The sequence below is a fragment of the Roseimicrobium gellanilyticum genome (assembly GCF_003315205.1).
Taxonomy (GTDB): Bacteria; Verrucomicrobiota; Verrucomicrobiia; order Verrucomicrobiales; family Verrucomicrobiaceae; genus Roseimicrobium; species Roseimicrobium gellanilyticum.
Genome location: NZ_QNRR01000001.1, coordinates 358,620 through 375,948, shown reverse-complemented (window position 1 = coordinate 375,948; position 17,329 = coordinate 358,620). Strand labels below are relative to the sequence as shown.

Sequence of the window (17,329 nt, the reverse complement as noted above, 5' to 3'; positions counted from 1 at the left end):
CCATGCACCTTCCATCACAGCTTCCCCTGCGACCGTTCGTCTACCTGCCTCTGCTGCTGGTGGCGGTGGTGCTTTTGCCGCTTCCGATGGAAGGTCAGGACCTGATCGATCTCCCACTGGACGAGACAAAAGGTGGCAGTGAGGAAGTGCAGCGTCCCATCCCCTTCTCCGAGCAGGAACTGCGGGTCATTCGCCACCTCGGGGTGCTGCCCACCGAACGCCTTGTCGAATTGGTTGTCGTATACGACAAGCTGAACAACGACGCGATGTGCTCCATTCTGGTGCGCCAGATCTTGAAACGCGACCCGCAGAACGCGGAGGCCCTTCGCATCAGCAGCACACTCGATCCCGATGAAGAGGTGCGCCCCGCAGGATACCTGGAATCCCTTGCGCGCATGCTTTCCGCAGGCAAGCCAGTACCGGACCCCGATGGAGCTGCCGTGCAGGCGAATACCCTCATGCAGGATGACCGCCCGAACGAAGCCGTAAAACTTCTCGAAGCACTCCGCCAGCTCAACTTCCCCAGCCAGCCCTTCCCCTACCGGCAGGACCTTGCCGACGCCTATCAGGAAGCCGGACAATATGAAAAGGCGACCGAGGTATACCAAGACCTGATACAGGACCCTTCCACTCCACCCACCGTCAAACAGGACGCGCACAAATCCCTGGCCGTAGTCGCTGTGCAACAAAAAGTGGCCACCTTGCGCACGGAAGCATTGCGAGATCCCGAGGCAGGAGTGAACTCTTCCGCCAAGCTTCTACAAGCACATCCCAATGACCCGATTGTCATCACCTTCCGTGTGGAAAGCCTCAACCATGCAGGGAAATTCAACGAATCCCTCAGCTTCCTGGAAGAGCTGAAGGCCCGTCAGACCGAAGGACCTTTTGCCTATCTTGATCAGCTCGCCTTCACGCACTATGGCGCGAAGAACTTTTCCGAAGCACGCCGCCTCTTCAAGGAGGTAAAGGATGGGGCCTACCCGGAGCCCACCCGTGTGATTGCCACGCAGATGCTCAGCAACATCCGCACAGACGAGAAACTGGAGAAGGGCAGCACGGCTCTCAAAAAGAATGATCTCACCACGGCCATGGAAGTCCTGGAGGAAGTGGAGAGGGAATTCCCCAAAGATCCCGATGTCTTCGCATTCCGCTGCCTCGTTGAAGCGAAGTCCGGCCAATCCACCGAGGTGCTCGAAAGACTGCGGGCTCTGCAGCAGGAGGCGGCCTCCAAGGGGGAAGTATTCAAGAGCATGGACACGCTGGCGGACGTGCAGCTTGAGCGCAAGGAGTACGACAACTCCATCGCCTCCTACCAGTCCATCATCGACGACTCTCGCTATGACGCCACGATGCGGGCCGAGGCAACCCAGGATCTCCTTTCCGCGCAACAGCAGAAAAAGATCGCCGGTGCCTATCGTGAAATCGAAAACGGCAACCTGAAGCCAGCAGAACAAATCCATGCGGAGCTGAAGTCAGAAGTCCCCACCTCACCGGAAGTCGAACTGCTCGGCGCAGACCTCAAGCTCAGTCATGGCAAGGCACGCGAAGCTCTGACAGACTATCAGCGTCTGAAAAGTCAGCAGCCCGCCAGTAGTGCCTTCGACGGGCAGGGTGGCATCGCCTCGGCGCATCACCGCCTTGGTGAATGGGAAGAGGCCTTGGACGCTTATGATGAAATCATCAACTCGCCCGGCTTCGAACCGCAGGAGAAATGGAGCGCCACTTGGGATCGCCGTGGATTGCTTCCGCTCCTGAAGCCTACGCTCGACGTCGAAACCTCCGTGCTGAGCGAGAGCGAAGGCAACCGCTACACCCAATCGCTGAGCTACACCACAGCCTGGTGGAATCAGTGGCGTCTCATCATGAGCGCGCGTCAGGATAGCGTCCGCCTTGATGACGCCACCAATTTCCTCAGGGACAGCAGCGCTGATTTCGTGGAAGGCGAGCTCGCCGTTCAGCGGAGATTCCGCGGCGGCTACTTCGCCGAAGTGTCAGCTGGGGGCTCGGAAGAAGACGTCCTCTACGGTGCACGTGTCGGCCGATTCCCCAATAGCGGGGTCGGTTGGGCGAGCGTGGCGTGGTCCCTCACCTACACAGGAAATAAACGCGCGGATTACGGCCTTCCTCTTCAGCTTCTCAACGGACGCGAAGACCGCCTGGAGTTTGCCATGGAGGGATACTTGCATCCTCGCGTGCGCTACAACGGCTCAGCCTACGCCAGCCGCATTCACGTGGATGGCGATGACCTCGGCGACAGCTACGGCATCAGTGGCTCCATCGACTACATTCTGCTGACGGAAACACGCAAACGCCCGGAGGTCGCGATTGGCTACTCCGGCACCTATACAAGGTTCCATGCTGAGTCCAAGCTACCCAATAGCGTGACACGTGAGCTCGGCCCACCTGAACAGATTCGCCGCGCACTTGATGCAGGGGAGGAACTGCGCAAGGCAGTCGCCGCCAACTATGGTCGCGAGATCTTCGACAGCCTCGTGGATCCCGAGACGAACCGCCATGGCATCCAGCTCAGCATCAGCAAGCGAATCGATACCACCTGGAGCACCTATTTCCAGGCAGGCGTGTATCGTGACTTCGCCGATGAGGCCTGGGAATACACTGTGGCTGCAGGCGTGGAGTACTGGCTGAATGATCACGCCATGCTGTACCTCGATCTCCGCCATGACTCCGATGGTGTGGGTTCCTCATCAAGTGATGGAGCATGGCAGGCTTCTCTCGGCGCCGAGGTCAACTTCTGAGCATTTTCCAAAAAAACGCGATCTGAATATGCGCACCTCAAAGCTTCAGCGACTCGTGACCATCCCCTCACTTCTCATGGGCATCCTCTCCGTACTAACCGGAGCTTCCGTGTGGGGCCAGCAGACCATTCGTCGCGCGCAGCCCGTGTGGAAGCCGGAGCAAACACGCTTCTGCATCGACTACTCCCTCATCCCCGACAGCGCCGTTCTGCGCAGTCATGATCTCTGCATCATCGCTGTCACCGCCAAGGTCGATCTGCCACAGCTAAAGGGAGGTGGACGTAGTGTGCTGGCCTATGCCTCCATGGTGGAGGTGCAACCCGGTAGTCGCGAAGCGCTGGCTGCGAAAAGACGCGGCATTCCCATCATTGGGGACAATCCCAACTGGAGCTCCTCTGTGCTCGATATCACCCATCCCCAGTGGCTCCCGTGGGTGCTGGAGGATCTGACACAGCCGGCCATCCAGCGAGGCTTTGATGGTCTCTTCCTCGATACGCTGGACAGTGCCCAACTCATCAGCACCGCTCATCCGGAGAAAGCAGAGTCATGCCGGAGCGCCTTGGTACACGCCATCCAACAGCTCAAGGTGAAACACCCCTACACTCGCTTGATCCTCAATCGCGGTTTTGATCTCCTGCCCGACGTCGCTCGAGATGCAGACGCAGTGCTGGTCGAGAGCCTTTATCAGACATGGGATGGTTACCGCCAGCAATACCGGGCAGTCTCCCCTGATGATGCCAAATGGTTGCTCTCCCACGTGGCTCGCATCCAGCGGCTGGGGCTTCCCGTGTTTGTGGTGGACTACGTGGCGCCCAACAACGCCTCTCTGGCCCGCACGACGGCGCGGCGCATCGAGGCGCAGGGCTGCATCCCCTTTGTTGGCACGCCGGATCTGCAGGGCATCCCGCATTTCCAGCCAGACGAGCAGCCTTCTTCATCTGAGGAGGAAGTCTGCCAGTAGTCGCAATTTCACCCACGTCAGCTCATCACTTCCCTCTCTCAACTCCCACCCACCCAAGTGGACGCCACTGGCAGCACAGGCAAAGCCGCGCGAGACTTCATCGTGCTCACGTTGCTGCTGGCTGGTGCCAATCACCTGCTGGGCCAGAACGATCCCGGATGGCTGGGCCTGAATCCTACTCCGTGGCTCATTCCCTCCATGTTGGTGGGTATTCGCTATGGGTTCATTCCTGGTCTTCTGACGGGGCTCGTCACCAGCGCAGGGGTCGCCCTGGCGGTAAGTCAGAAGGAAGTCATCACTTTGGCAGAGGCACTGCATCTCCACTCCTATCACATGCTCGCGCTTGTCGTGGCAGGGGCAGTGGCCGGAGAAGCCGGGAGCATTCTAGGCAAGAGCCGGCGGGCACTAGCACAAGAATCGGCCCAACTCAGTGAGGAGAACACCAGGTTGCACAGCCAGCTTCAGATCATCAACGACACACGTCACCAACTTCAGCAACGTCTCGCGGTCTATAACGCGCCGTTGTGTCCCCTCGACGAAGATCTCGCCCGCATCTTTAATCACCCTCCAGAGCAGTTCAATACGCAACTGCTGCATGCCCTGCACCGGGCGACCGGCATGGTCAGTGCAGCCATCTACGAAGTGCGGGATCATGTGCTGCATCAACTCGCATCGCTTCATCCCACCACACCGCTCAAAGAGTCGCTGTTGCTCACCGCCACGCCTCTTGCGGAAAAGGCGCTCGCAGCCCAGGCGCTTGCCAGTGTGCCGGACGCCACGGAACTCACCCAGGCGCAACCCTTCCTGGCCGCGTTTCCATGGATGGACGGGCGTGGGCATACCTGTGTCCTGCTCATTCAAGACATGCCTCTGGAGAGCTACACGCTCCAGAATCTCGCGAGACTTGAGCTCATCATCTCCTGGGCCTCGGCATTGGCAGCACTGCGCCAGGACTTCACACGTCATTCAGAGAGAGGCGCGAATGTAAGTCACCAGGAATTCTCCACGCTTCTCTCTGAAGCCATCAACACGGATCAGACTCACGGCATTCCCTCGATCATGCTGCGCATCGATCCCCCTGCCACCGGTACACCGATACGTCGCAAGTCGGTTTCATTGCCATCCACAGCCATCACAGCCCAGCTTGCTGATGAGAATGCCCTGGCCGTCCTCCTTCCTTTCTCCGGTCAGGCAGAAGCTGCGGGGCTGTCGCGCGCGCTCGTGCAAACCATTCCTGGAGCGCGCATCCGCCACCATGTTGTCTCAGGGGAGAGCTCGGCCGAAGACCTCTGGCAACTCTTGCAACAGGCATCATGACCACGCTCTTTGCCATCGTGGACTGGCATCCGGCCCTGTGGCTGGCGGCATTCTGCGCGCCTCTGCTGGCCGCTGCATTGACGCTCGGCTGCATGCCACGTCGTCACCATGACATGGGTGAAATCCGCATCGGGAATTCCTTGCTGCGTGGAAGGGGTCGCGCTCAACCACCGGAGGTCCAGACACACTCCCTGCTTCATCTATGCCGCACTCTGGAAGTTGCTGAGCTGCGTCCACTGGTCTCTGGCATGAGGCATCTACCCTGGAGAGAGACGATTCCCCTCCTGCGCCGTCAGCTCAAAAGCAGTGATCCCGAACTCCAACTCTACGCTCAATGCGTGCTACAGGAGGGACAGGCCACATTGCAGGATCATTTTCAGATGCTGGCTCAGAAGGCAGCCTCAAGAAAATCCCCCGCCCTTCTTGCTTCGTTCCTTGAGGCGGCATTCGCGCTCCTGCGCTCCCCGCTCACACCGACGTCTGAGCACAAAGCCATTGTGGAAAGGGTGCAGGATCTTCTCTCTCCGAGGCTCGAAGAACTGAGTCATCCACGCGCCCTTCATGCTGCGGCCATGTATTTCCTGCAACTCAATCAACCTGCCCAGGCCCAGGCCATGCAGGCGCGGCTGCCTGTGGGCAGTCCGTTGCACACAGACCTCGTCCCGCGCCTGATGCACGTCGCTTTCATCCAGAGTCCCCCGCCCGTGGTGAGCAGTAACTATCAGATGAGCTGACCATTCTCCCCTCATGAAACAAACGGATGCACCTGCTGTGGATATCTGCCTCCTCTTGGAAGGCACCTACCCCTACGTGTCCGGTGGTGTATCCACGTGGGTACATCAGATCATCACCGCCATGCCGCAGGTGACGTTTGGCATCTTCTACATCGGCAGTGAGAAGGGAGAAGATACCAGCTACAAGTATGAGATCCCGGAGAACGTCCTGGTCCTGGAGGAGCTGTACCTCTTCGAAAGGACACCCACCGTGAAGAAGCGGGCGGTTCCTGCATCTTGGAATGCCATCTACGCGCTGCTCCGGAATCTCTTTGAACTGGCGCCACGCGGTGACGCTCAAGAATTGAGTCTAATGGGGCCACTGGCAGATCACCTCCTCCGGCATCCCGGCATCGCCTTTGAGGATTTCTACCACGCACCACAAACTTGGAGCGTGCTTCAAGAGGTGTATGAGCGCTACGCCCCGGAGGAATCCTTCCTTCATTTCTTCTGGACCGCGCGTTACTTGATTGAGCCGTTGTGGAAACTGATGCACGCGCTGCCACGAATTCCCCAGGCCAAGGTGTATCACACCGCATGCACAGGATACGCAGGCTTCCTTGGCGCGCTGGTGGCACAGCAACAAGGCAGGCCACTCATCTTGAGTGAGCATGGAATCTACCTCCGTGAGCGCATTCAGGACATCTGGCGTTCCAGGTGGATACAGGACTCCCTAACCCTGCACCCTTCTCTCACGGACTCCATTGGCACCTTGCGTCAGGCTTGGATGCGCACCTTCGATGTGCTTGGACGGTGGTGCTATCACCAATCCGCCCACGTCATTTCCTTGTTCAATCGGAATGCAGCCATCCAGCACCATTTCGGCGCGGACCTCTCCAGGATCAGGGTAATCCCCAACGGCATCGCGGTGGAGGCCTGTGAACCTCTGTATCAGCAGCGGCTTGAGCGACGCAAAGCCAATGCAACCTCGCGCGTGGTGGGTTTCTTGGGACGCATTGTCCCCATCAAGGATGTGAAGACCTTGCTGCGCGCCGCGCGCCGCGTGTGTGATGCCCTGCCGGACACCCAGTTCCTTCTCGCCGGACCTCTGGAGGAAGCCCCTGACTATGCGCGCGAATGCACGCAACTCGCCACCCAGCTCGGACTGAAGGATCAAGTTCACTTCTTGGGACTGCGCCAGCGCGACGAGGTGCTGCCACTCATGGATGTGATGGCTCTCACCAGTGTGAGCGAGGGACTCCCCTTCGTTATGCTGGAGGCGATGGCTTGTGGCATCCCGATCGTATCGACGGATGTCGGCGCGTGCCGCGAGCTCCTCGAAGGCCAGCCCGCTGAGCAGCCCCGCCTGAGCGCATGCGGCTTGGTAACTGAGGTTGGCGATTCCGACCAAATGGCCCAGGCCCTGATTGCGCTGCTGGTCAGTCACGAGATTCAGGATCGTTTGGGCCTGATTGGCCGGGAGCGCGTCTACAGAAGCTATCACGAGAGCCGCACACTCGGCGCCTACTGGGAAATGTATCGGAACCTGGCTCATGCGGAGGCAACCGCACCGGCATCCACCCCTAAAGAGGCCCGTCCATCCCCCATGACTGCTCTCCCTGTCTGACCATGGCTGGAATCGGATTCGAACTTCGGAGATTGAGCGCGCGTCGTGATTACACGGGGCAATTGCAGGCTTATGCCAGTGCGGCCGTGGTGAGCGCGGGACCGTGGATCATCTCCATCGTCTCGCTCATGATCGCCACCTGGCTGCTGGATTCCATCCTGCGCCCGGATGACCTTCGTCTCCTCACCTCCTCCATCACTCATGTGTATGCATTTGCGCTGGTGATCACCGGCCCCATCCAACTGGTGCTCACACGTCATGCGGCGGACTGCTTTTCTGAGAAACAACGGGGAGCCATTTTCCCTTCGTTACTCGGCTCTCTCTTTCTGACGGCAGCGCTGTCTGGTGCTGCGGGTGGTTGGTTCTTTCTTACCCAGGTACCTGCGCCTCCCCTGTATCAAGCTGCGGCCGGGGCCCTGCTCGTGCACGTGGCAGGCATCTTCATCATCAGCACCTACCTCAGCGCCCTGAGGCACTACACGCGCATCGTGGTCGCGTTTTTCGCGGGTTATGCGGTGTCCGTGTTGGCAGCGTACTTTCTCGCAAAGGAGCACGGGCTCACTGGGGCCATCCTCGGTTTCCTTGGAGGGCATTTTCTCATCGCAGTCATGCTCCTCTACTTTGTGTATGCGGAGTTCGGAAGGGGGCGCGGCTCGTGCTTTGGCTTTCTGCGTGCTTTCACGCGATTCCCGGATCTCATGCTCTGCGGCCTGTTTTACAACTTGGCGATCTGGATCGACAAGTTCCTCTTCTGGTGGTTTTCCCAGAGCAATGTGCAGATCGCAGGAGCCCTGCACGCGGCGCCGGACTATGACTTCGCCATCTACCTGAGCCTCCTGTCCATCGCACCGGGCATGGCGGTCTTCTTCCTTCAGGTGGAGACAGCCTTTGCCGAACGCTTCCACGAGTATTTCGATGCGGTGAAAGAAGGGCGCCCCCTGCGCGAAATCACCTCCGCGCGCCACGCCATCATGGTCAGCCTGCGTGAGGGATTCATCCGCTTGTTGAAGGTGCAGGGATTCACCACCGTGGTGCTGGTGGTCTTCGCCGATCACCTTACATCATGGTTTCACATCGGCTATGTGCAGACTGGCATCTTCCGAATCACGCTTTTCGGCGCGCTTCTGCTGGTGATGTTCCTCTCCGCACTCACCGTTCTCTTCTACCTGGATGACCGGCGTGGTGCGCTCTGGTGCTCGCTGGTATTCCTGCTGGGAAATGCCACCCTGAGCATCATCACCTTGCGGGAGAATGAAGCATGGTACGGCTTCGGCTTTGTCGTGGCTGCAGGATTTGCCCTGCTGCTCGCCGCTTCACGGGTGAACCGTCACCTGGCAGAGCTCGACTTCAGGACCTTCTGCGTGTCCACACGTTGAGTCATCTCCGTTGGGTAGGTGATTTGGTAACACATGATGTATACCACCACTCCAGTGACAGAGACGTACAGCCATACCGGGAGAGTCCAGCGCGCGATGCGCTTGTGCTTGTCAAACTTGCGTCTGGCCGCAGGAATGACCGTCATGATGATCATCGGGAGGTTCACGATCGCCGCAATGATATGGGTTCCCAGCAGGGCGAAATACACATAGCGGAACCAGTTGGTGACTGGAAATCGGAACGGCTCCGTATTGAAATGGTAGATCAGGTAGCTGGTCAGGAATGCCGCCGACACCAGCAACGCCAGAATCATCAGGGCAATGTGCGCGGCCACCTTTCGGCTCTTGATGCAAATCCACCCCACTACGAGCAGGATCGTGGCGGTGAAATTCAGGATGGCGTTGAGTGTCGGGAGATCGGAGAGCTGCATGGCAAGGATGAGAGCGATCAGGGAGCCGTGGCGGGGTCGGAGGGAGCAGGTCTGCCGGGCGGCCGCTTCCACGCCATGATCAGCAGAGAGAGCACGGAGATGCCCATGACAGAAAGCAGGATGATGCCCATGGCCATGTTGTTGGAAGACTGGGTTTCAGCAAGAACCCTCTTCATATCCTCTCTGAATTTGGCGTTGATGAACTCATTCTGTTGGGGATCCGGATTGGAGATATCGTAGTGACCACGCACCCTCCCCTGCTTGTCCACGAGCGCGACCTTCATGTCATGCATGTACTTGTCCGCGGGAGACAGCCGGTCCTTTTCCGGAATATCCTGCACAGCCATGAAACCGAAGTAGCGCGTCATGTAGCTTCGCAGCACATCCTTGGGCCCATTGACGAACCACCAGTTGTCCCCTCCAATCTTCAGTCCATCCGCAAACGTCTTCAACTGCTCAGCTCCGTCGTCAGGATCCACACTCACGGAAAGGAAATGCACGTCGGGATTGTTCTCGTAATCCTTGTGCACGTCGAGCATCGCACTCACGACGCCTGCGCAGCCGCGAGGGCAATGCGTGTACACCCAGCAGGCGACAATGACCTTGCCCTTGAGTTGTGAAAGCTCAACGGTCTTCCCACTGCGCTCAACGAGGGTGAGATCCTTCTCAAGACGTGAGAGCACCGGCAGGCGATCCTGGCGCTTCTCCATGCTCAATTTCACCAGGTAGCTATACGCCACCACGATGCCCCCCACGATGGCAATGATGGGGATCCAGATGGTGAGAGGGTGAATGCGACGAGTTTCAGCAGGGGGGGGAGTGCTCATGACTGAAGAAGGGTACGCTGCGGAACGATCACAGGCGCTTCCAGAATGCCATGCTCACCCCGAGCAGCAGCGGTAAATGCATCAGGGTGTAGAAGAAAAGTTTTCGTGCCGTGGGGCGGTCTGGAGTTTTCAGGAACTTCCACGCCAGCCAGAGCAGCGCTCCATTGATGACACAAGCCGCAGGCAGGAACCAGAACCCCGTCTGGCCTGTGAGCGCCGGCAGGAAGGCTGCGACCACCGTGCAGATGGAAAAGAGAAACGCGAGACGTGAGGTCTTGGCCCCTGTGTCATCATCATTCGCCCACATGACAAAACCACCCTTCCGATATTCATCGCGGTACATCCAGTTGATGGCCAGGAAGTGTGGAAGCTGCCACAGGAAGAGAAGCAGGAAGAGATAGATGGCTCCCGGTGAGACAATGATCTGCCAGCGGAAATACGGATCACTCTCTGCGGGCTGACCTGCCGCACCAGCCCAACCGATAAGGGGTGGCAACGCCCCAGACACCGCGCCCACAATGGTATTCCACGCGGACTGCTGTTTCATCGGTGTGTAAATGAAGAGGTATACCGCCAGCGTCATGGCGCACAAGGTGGCAGCTTCCAGATTCACCATCTTGACCAGATGAATGATGGCAAACGCGCTCAACAGCCATCCAATGGCAAAGGCAGCCCCCGGTTCCATACGACGTGAAGGCAGCGGCCGATCCGCTGTTCGCTTCATGCGCTTATCGACGTCGATCTCCATCAGTTGGTTGAACACCGCTGCCCCAAAGGCCGCGAGCGTGCTGCCCAGGATGGTGTGCACCAGAAGCCACCAGTTCAGCGGGCCATGACTGTTCAGCCAAAAACCCACGAAGGTGGTGACGATCACCATCGCGCTCAGACGGAACTTCGTCAGTACCATGATGTCCTTCATGGTGCCTGGCGATGGTGCCGTGTTGCTGCTGGTGGTCTCGGTTTCCGTCATGGTGGGTGGTCGCTCAACTTAACGCGTCGGGGCCGGGACGCCACCCGCAACCGCAGCGCTGCCATCGGTCTTCCGGTTCGTGGCACCCAAGAGCCACAGGAACAACCCGCTTACGAGGATGGAAGACAAGCCGATGTGCAGCACTTGCGCCACGCGCACGATGCCCACGTGAGCCAGGATCAATCCTAAAAACATCTGCGCAAAGACAATCCCCACCACACCCCACTCCAGCCATCCCACCTTTTTCAGAACCGACTTTGCCTCCCATACCCACCAAAGGACGCAAGCCACAATGAGCCACGAGAAGCTCCGGTGGATGAGGTACACCCAGCTCTGCTCCAGCTCACCCACCCACTGCGAACGAAGCTCACCCACATGACTCTTGGCCAGCGCATCCGTCAACTCGCGCACCTGGGAGCCCATCACCCCCTCAATCACAATGAGGAGGAAAAGCAACCATCCCAGCATTCTGAGACCTGCAGTCATCCGGCCCTTGGTGTTCAGGTGCCAGGGCATTGCGGTGCCCCGCCACGCCGCATACACCAGTACACACTGCAGGAGAATGGCCAGGGCCATGTGCAGGGTGATGATGCCAGGCTTCAATCCACTGAGCACCACGCGGGCACCCAACCACGCGTTGATGAGTACCAGGGCGAAAGCGCTCACTCCCGCGAGAAAGACTCCAAACCGTCTTTGCTTGAGCTGGCCAAACGAAGCCCCAAAAAGAAGCAGCGAAGTAAAGCCCACGGGAAGGCTGGTGAGCCGGTTCAGGTACTCAATCCATGTGGCTACAGGATCGAACTCGGTGCGCAAGCTCTCCTCGGTGATGCTGGCAGGGTCACGTCCGTGCTGGGCTGCTTTCTTCCGGAACTTCTCCAGATCCAGCTTTGAAAAATCGATGTCCGCAGCCTTGGTCGGTGGCAGCCAGCAGCCGTAGCAGAATGGCCAGTCCGGACACCCGAGACCGGAGCCGCTCGCCCGCACGGCAGCGCCCACAAAAATGAGCAGCTCCACCGCGATGAAAGTCGCGATGGCAAGGCGTTGAAAACGGGTCCAGATCATGTGCGTGCGCTGGCCTCAGGCGAAATGTCCCGCACAGTCAACAGTGCGGGACATTCGAGAGACAGAAAATGCCGGGACAGCGCAGCAGGCACCACCTCGCAATTTAGTGCGCGGCAGCCGGGGCTGCGGCCGGGGCAGCAGCAGCATTCTTGAGGGCGCCTTCGCTGCCTTCCTTCATGAATTCGTCAAAGTCCTTCTGCGGAATCACTTCCAGAGTGCCGCGCATGCCACTGTGACCGGCGCCACAAAGCTGACCGCAGATGATGTCCCATGAGCCCGTCTTTGTGGGGGTGAACCAGAGGTGACCGTTCACGCCAGGGGTGGCGTCCTGCGCGGCACGCATGGGGACGAGCGCGAGGTTGTGAATCACGTCCTTGCTGGTCACGTCGATGATCACCGGGCGGCCGACGGGGAGGGTCAGAGTAGCACCCTTCACGAAGTCATCCTTGCCATTCGGGTCCTTGGCGTCGAGCCCCATTTCATTCGTGGCGGGGTTTCCAATGTTTGCGAGAGCGTACCCACCGAGGGTGCCATCCTGGCCAGCGTACTGGAAGTTCCACTTAAACTTCTCACCCATGGCGCGCACCTTCACCACTTCCTTGCCGGTGGGATAGCCCACGGACTGCTGTGCCCAGAGGGGAAAGGCAAACCCGAGGAGCAGAATGGCCTCCACAATCACCACGCCGATTTCAATGTGGGTCGACGCGTGACCACGCACACCGACGTAGTCCGCCTTGGCGCTCTTGTCCTTGCGGAACTTGGTGAACACAAACACCAGGAAAGTGCTCCAGCCGATGAACAGAACCAGCATGAACCAGTGCACCAGTTCCAGCATGTGATCGACCATTTCTCCATGCTCGGAAGCAAGCTCCGGGATACCCAGAATCTTGTTAAGGGCAGGGATGGCAGCGACGATAGGATCCAGATTCATGATGATTGCGCAGGAGAGGACTTTTCGAACTCCCGCTCACGGCGGGCAAAGTTGAACATGATTTTGATGAAGAGCCCCATCATCCCAAGGATGATCACACCGAGGAACATGATGGACATGCTGGCAGCCTTCGACACTTCCGAAGAAGGGTCTGGCATGCAGGTGGCGCAGGAAAGCAGCGGGGTGATAAGGTCCATGTCAGATGGGGTCAGACAACGTGGATGGTTTTGCTCTTGCGGACGACAAACCAGATGCCGTACACCAGCAACGCGATGGCGAGCGAGCCGCTGAAATTTGCCATGGCGGACACGCCCAGCTCCTTCGCGCGCTCCGCGAACACCACCGCCCACCCCCAGAAGCCCGCCGTGCAAAGGAAGGCCAAGGTGATGAACAGGATGTGGAAACCCTTGAGAGACATCGCGTGAAGAGAAGTGACTTATTAACCGTGCTCGACGGCCGGAATGATGTGCGAATGCAGCGGGTCAGCCCACGCGAGGTACGTCAGCACAAACAACCCGATGGCGAAGATGACCGTGAAGAAGAGGAACTTGTAGATCAGGCCACGCTCGCTCTTCAAGTGCATGAAGATCAGTCCCACGAACGAGGCTTTGATGGTTGCGATGAGCATGCCGAAGGCAATGTTTTTACCGCGGGTACCCATATCCCAGTCTCTTGCCCACACGGTAACAACCGTGCCGAATACAAGGACAAGTCCAACGATCCAGATCATATTCGATGCCTTGCGGATCGCTTCAGGGCTGTCGTGGTCGTGATGGTCGTGTGCCATGTTGAATCAGTCTAAAATTTGTACGGAACAGGTAAGAGCGCTGGACTAGAGGAGATACAGCAGCGGGAAAAGGAAGATCCACACCAGATCCACAAAGTGCCAGAAGAGGCCGCCTACTTCCACACGGTTTGCCATGTGCTCGGGATCCTTGTCATACAGCTTCTTGCCGAAGAGGAGGAAATAAGAGAGGACGAGCGCGCCAGCAAGAACGTGCAAACCGTGAAGGCCGGTGATGCAGAAGTAGATGGCGTAGTAGTTATGCCACTTCGGGGTGAAGTTGGAGAAGTGGGCCACTTCCTTGTGGGGCACAGTGACCGTGGGATGGTCGTGGTGACCACCGCCGGAGGCATCATGCGCAGCGCCTTGTTCCAGAGCAGCCACCCGGGAGGCAGTGCCATTGGCGTCCTGATTGCTGGAATGCTTTGCAGGTTCATGCGTGGCACCACCCGCAGAGAACTTCTCCAGCTCCGCATGCAGCACCGAATAGGTGTTGCGCACGAAGTCGTCGTTGTTCATGGGATTCGGAACCGCCTTGCCGCCAAGATCAGCATCGTGCTTCTTGTGGAAGTGATCCAGATGGTGGGCACGGTGCGTCTTGAACTTCTCCTTCAATTCAGCCCCATTGGGAATGTGCTTCCAAAGATCTGCGTTGAGGGCGGCGGCAAAAGCCTTCTCCTCGTCCTTCTCGTGGTGGGGGAAGAGCCAGCGGAAGTCCAGCTTGTCGACCTCGAGCTTCACAGCGTCATCCGTGAGCTTGCCTTCGAGGACAGTGCCGTCACGAAGGTAGGCATTCTTCTCCGTCCAGGAGTTGTCGAACATCTTGCCGGCAGGGATCGTGAATTTCAGGGGCTTCACCGCCGTGAGCTTCACCGAGGCGATGGGCTTCCAAACGCCCTTCTCGTCCTTGTGTTCCTTGCTGCGGGCGTGGTCCATCAATTCCTTCACCTTGGCTTCATCAAGGGTGATCTCCGCGCCGTCTTCGGTCTTGAACTTGGGTTCACCTTCCGTGATGTACTTCAAGAACTCTCCGTCCGAGCCGTTGTGGAAGAAGCTGATGCCGAAGAGACCCATGTCCATGGGGCGACTGGCCAGGGTCACCGTGGTCACGTCGGAGAACGTGATCTTGTACTTGCCGTGGGAACCGTCTGCCTCGTGAGGCAAGTGGCCTTCCATCACCGAGCCGTCATGCAGGCGCAGACCGTAGTGATGGAACTTGTCATTGTACTCGATGCTTTTGATGCCGAGGAAGGCGAAAGCACAGAAGATGGTGAGGGCCATCCAGATGCGGAAGAGATTGTACTTCCGCAGCTTCAGCGCGACCCATGCCTGAAGCACGGTCACGGAGGATAGAATCAGGATCAGGGTGTTCCAGAATCCCCAGCTCACCGTGAGCACCTGCACCGGCCAGGGACCTTCTGGCGCAAGGCGCAGGAAGATGTAGGCGGAGAACAGGCCGCCGAAGAGCATGACTTCGGAGGCGAGGAAGAGCCAGACGCCAATCTTGGCATTCCACAGCCCGGTGTCCGGTCTGGCTTTTACGGTGTATGGGATTTCCATCAGAAGAGAGAGAAGCAGGTTGTCAGATTGAGACGGAGACGGTCGCGATGCTGCCGGGTATCAGGAACTTCAGTGCTTTGCGTGGGTGAGTTTGTCCTCCACCTTGGCACCTTCAGGAAGCCACGAGGGTGTGTAGTCCGTTTCGGCGCCGGGGACGCTGTACTCATAGGGCTGGCGGTAGACGACCGGATCCTCAAGGAAGTTGCCGTGTCCGGGAGGCGTCGGTGTTGCCCACTCAAGCGTGGTGGACTGCCAAGGATTGTCCGAGGTCACCTTCTTGCCACCCTTGATGCTCAGGAAGAGATTGATGATGAAAGGAACCTGCGACAGGGCGAGTCCCCATGCTGCGAAGGACATCAGCGGGTTGAGAATCATCAGGGTGTCCGTGATGTCGTTACCCTTGCCATCATACATGTGGAAGCCAAAGAGCTTGAACACACCCCCGACGAGTTCGGAGATCCACATGCTGCCGTGGGTCGTGCCTTCAAAGGCAGCACCACCATCGTGCCAGCGGCGATGGAAGCCCGCCATACCCTGCACCAACATCGGCGCGAACAGCAGGTTCATGAACACCAGGGAGGGCCAGAAGTGCCAGCGACCGGCAGTTTCATTCATGAAACGTCCCGTGATCTTGGGGTACCAGTGGTAGATGCCTGCAAAGAGACCAAAGATGGTACCCGGCGCCACCACGTAGTGGAAGTGACCGATCACATAGTAGGTGTCGTGCAGGAAGAGGTCGATGTAGCTGAAGGCCAGCGGCAGACCGGTGAGACCACCGATACCGAACATCGGGAGGAACGCGCATGCGAACAGCATCGCCGTATTGAAGCGGATGGAACCACCCCACAGGGAGATCATGAGGCAGGTCAGCAGGATCACCGAGGGCACCGAGATCAACACCGTGGTGATCTGGAAGAAGGTGCTCACCACCGAGCCCATGCCGGTGAGGTACATGTGGTGTGCCCACACGATGAAGCTCAGGAAGCCCAGCACGAGGGCTGCGTAGATCATCGTGCGATGGCCCCACAGCGGACGGCGAATGTTCGTCGGGATGACCTCCGCCACAATGGCGATGGCCGGAAGGATGAGCACGTACACCTCAGGGTGACCCAGGAACCAGAACAAGTGCTGGTACAGGAGAGGGCTACCACCGCCGGCGATGTCAAGGTGACGGTTGGCTTCCACAAGTCCAGTGGGCAGGAAGAAGCTGGAACCGAAGAGACGGTCAAAGAGCTGCAGAATGGCGGCCACTTCCAGAGGGGGGAAAGCCAGGAGCAGCAGGAAGGCGGTCACGAGCATCGCCCAGCAGAAGAACGGCATGCGCATCCAGGTCATGCCCTTGCAGCGCAGGTTCAGCAGGGTGGTGATGAAGTTCACAGCACCGAGCAGCGAGGAGGAGATGAGCATTACCATCGCCATGAGCCACTGCGTCTGGCCAGTCCAGAACAGGTCCTTCACGTCGATTTGGGCCGTGGTGGCCAACGGTGAGTAGTTCGTCCAACCCACCTGGGCAGCGCCCGTCGGAAGGAAGAAGCTGATCATCATCATGAGGCCGCCGATGAAATAGAGCCAGTAGCTCCAGGCGTTCAGCTTCGGGAAGGCCATGTCCACCGCACCGATTTGCAGGGGCATCACGTAGTTGCCGAAAGCAGCGAAACCAAGGGGCACGATGCCGAGGAACACCATGATGGTGCCGTGCATGGCACCGAACATGTTGTAGAGCTCAGGAGTCACCACACCGCCAGGAGCCCAGCGCTCACCCATGATGGCACCGAAGATCGGCATCGGCTGGCCCGGGAAGGCAATGCTCCAGCGCATGACCATCATCAGGAAGAAACCGAACAGCAGGAACGCCATCGCGGTAAATCCGTACTGGATGCCGATGACCTTGTGGTCGGTCGAGAAGATGTACTTGTAGAGCCAGCTCTGCTGGTGATGATCATGCTCGTGCGCATGATCGGCGTGAGAGTGGTCGTGAGTGGCAGTCGCAGAGCTCATGAGATAAAGGAGCTGA

16 protein-coding genes are annotated in these 17,329 nt (G+C 58.5%); 6 read left to right on the top strand and 10 right to left on the bottom strand.

Features of this window, described 5'->3' with window-relative positions:
• The first annotated feature begins 2 nt into the window (after positions 1–2).
• The 6 genes from DES53_RS01530 (at position 3) to pelG (ending at position 8,750) form a co-directional block, all read left to right on the top strand.
• Positions 3–2,756, top strand: a complete 2,754-nt coding sequence (locus tag DES53_RS01530) for a tetratricopeptide repeat protein (RefSeq protein WP_113956444.1) — start codon at positions 3–5, stop codon at positions 2,754–2,756.
• Positions 2,757–2,832: 76 nt separating this feature from the next.
• Positions 2,833–3,717: an endo alpha-1,4 polygalactosaminidase gene (locus DES53_RS01525; RefSeq protein WP_170156774.1), complete on the top strand. Its 885-nt coding sequence runs from the start codon at positions 2,833–2,835 to the stop codon at positions 3,715–3,717.
• A gap of 57 nt (positions 3,718–3,774) precedes the next feature.
• A complete protein-coding gene (locus tag DES53_RS01520; protein ID WP_113956442.1) occupies positions 3,775–5,034 on the top strand; it encodes a hypothetical protein in 1,260 nt (419 codons plus the stop codon).
• Positions 5,031–5,768: a hypothetical protein gene (locus DES53_RS01515; protein WP_113956441.1), complete on the top strand. Its 738-nt coding sequence runs from the start codon at positions 5,031–5,033 to the stop codon at positions 5,766–5,768. The genes DES53_RS01520 and DES53_RS01515 overlap by 4 nt, the downstream gene beginning before the upstream one ends.
• Before the next feature lie 13 nt (positions 5,769–5,781).
• Positions 5,782–7,374 (top strand): GT4 family glycosyltransferase PelF, encoded by a 1,593-nt coding sequence (pelF, locus tag DES53_RS01510; RefSeq protein ID WP_113956440.1) that lies wholly within the window; start codon positions 5,782–5,784, stop codon positions 7,372–7,374.
• 2 nt (positions 7,375–7,376) lie between these two features.
• Positions 7,377–8,750 carry an exopolysaccharide Pel transporter PelG gene (gene pelG / locus DES53_RS01505; RefSeq protein ID WP_113956439.1) on the top strand — a complete coding sequence of 458 codons (1,374 nt, stop codon included), beginning with the start codon at positions 7,377–7,379 and terminating at the stop codon, positions 8,748–8,750.
• Here the strand turns inward: pelG and DES53_RS01500 are convergent.
• From DES53_RS01500 to DES53_RS01450, 10 genes are all read right to left on the bottom strand, one after another.
• Positions 8,702–9,181: a DUF420 domain-containing protein gene (locus tag DES53_RS01500; RefSeq protein WP_113956438.1), complete on the bottom strand. Its 480-nt coding sequence runs from the start codon at positions 9,179–9,181 to the stop codon at positions 8,702–8,704. The two genes, pelG and DES53_RS01500, sit on opposite strands and share 49 nt — an antisense overlap.
• 17 nt (positions 9,182–9,198) lie before the next feature.
• Positions 9,199–10,008, bottom strand: coding sequence for an SCO family protein (locus DES53_RS01495; RefSeq protein WP_113956437.1), 810 nt, complete (start codon positions 10,006–10,008; stop codon positions 9,199–9,201).
• A 28-nt stretch (positions 10,009–10,036) separates the two neighbouring features.
• Positions 10,037–10,978, bottom strand: a complete 942-nt coding sequence (cyoE, locus tag DES53_RS01490; protein WP_113956436.1) for a heme o synthase — start codon at positions 10,976–10,978, stop codon at positions 10,037–10,039.
• A gap of 18 nt (positions 10,979–10,996) precedes the next feature.
• The gene (locus DES53_RS01485) at positions 10,997–12,040 is read right to left on the bottom strand and encodes a COX15/CtaA family protein (protein WP_113956435.1); all 1,044 of its coding nucleotides are present in this window, start codon (positions 12,038–12,040) and stop codon (positions 10,997–10,999) included.
• Between the two features lie 103 nt (positions 12,041–12,143).
• The gene (locus DES53_RS01480; protein WP_113956434.1) at positions 12,144–12,971 is read right to left on the bottom strand and encodes a cytochrome c oxidase subunit II; all 828 of its coding nucleotides are present in this window, start codon (positions 12,969–12,971) and stop codon (positions 12,144–12,146) included.
• The gene (locus DES53_RS32715) at positions 12,968–13,168 is read right to left on the bottom strand and encodes a hypothetical protein (protein ID WP_113956433.1); all 201 of its coding nucleotides are present in this window, start codon (positions 13,166–13,168) and stop codon (positions 12,968–12,970) included. Before DES53_RS32715 ends, DES53_RS01480 begins: the two co-directional genes overlap by 4 nt.
• Positions 13,169–13,179: 11 nt before the next feature.
• Positions 13,180–13,389, bottom strand: a complete 210-nt coding sequence (locus DES53_RS01470) for a hypothetical protein (RefSeq protein ID WP_113956432.1) — start codon at positions 13,387–13,389, stop codon at positions 13,180–13,182.
• A gap of 21 nt (positions 13,390–13,410) precedes the next feature.
• Entirely contained in the window at positions 13,411–13,758 is a 348-nt protein-coding gene (locus tag DES53_RS01465) for a cytochrome C oxidase subunit IV family protein (RefSeq protein ID WP_113956431.1), read from the bottom strand.
• Positions 13,759–13,803: 45 nt separating this feature from the next.
• Positions 13,804–15,315 carry a cytochrome c oxidase subunit 3 gene (locus DES53_RS33665; protein WP_245958064.1) on the bottom strand — a complete coding sequence of 504 codons (1,512 nt, stop codon included), beginning with the start codon at positions 15,313–15,315 and terminating at the stop codon, positions 13,804–13,806.
• A 69-nt stretch (positions 15,316–15,384) separates the two neighbouring features.
• Positions 15,385–17,313, bottom strand: a complete 1,929-nt coding sequence (locus tag DES53_RS01450) for a cytochrome c oxidase subunit I (protein ID WP_113956430.1) — start codon at positions 17,311–17,313, stop codon at positions 15,385–15,387.
• Positions 17,314–17,329 lie beyond the last annotated feature (16 nt).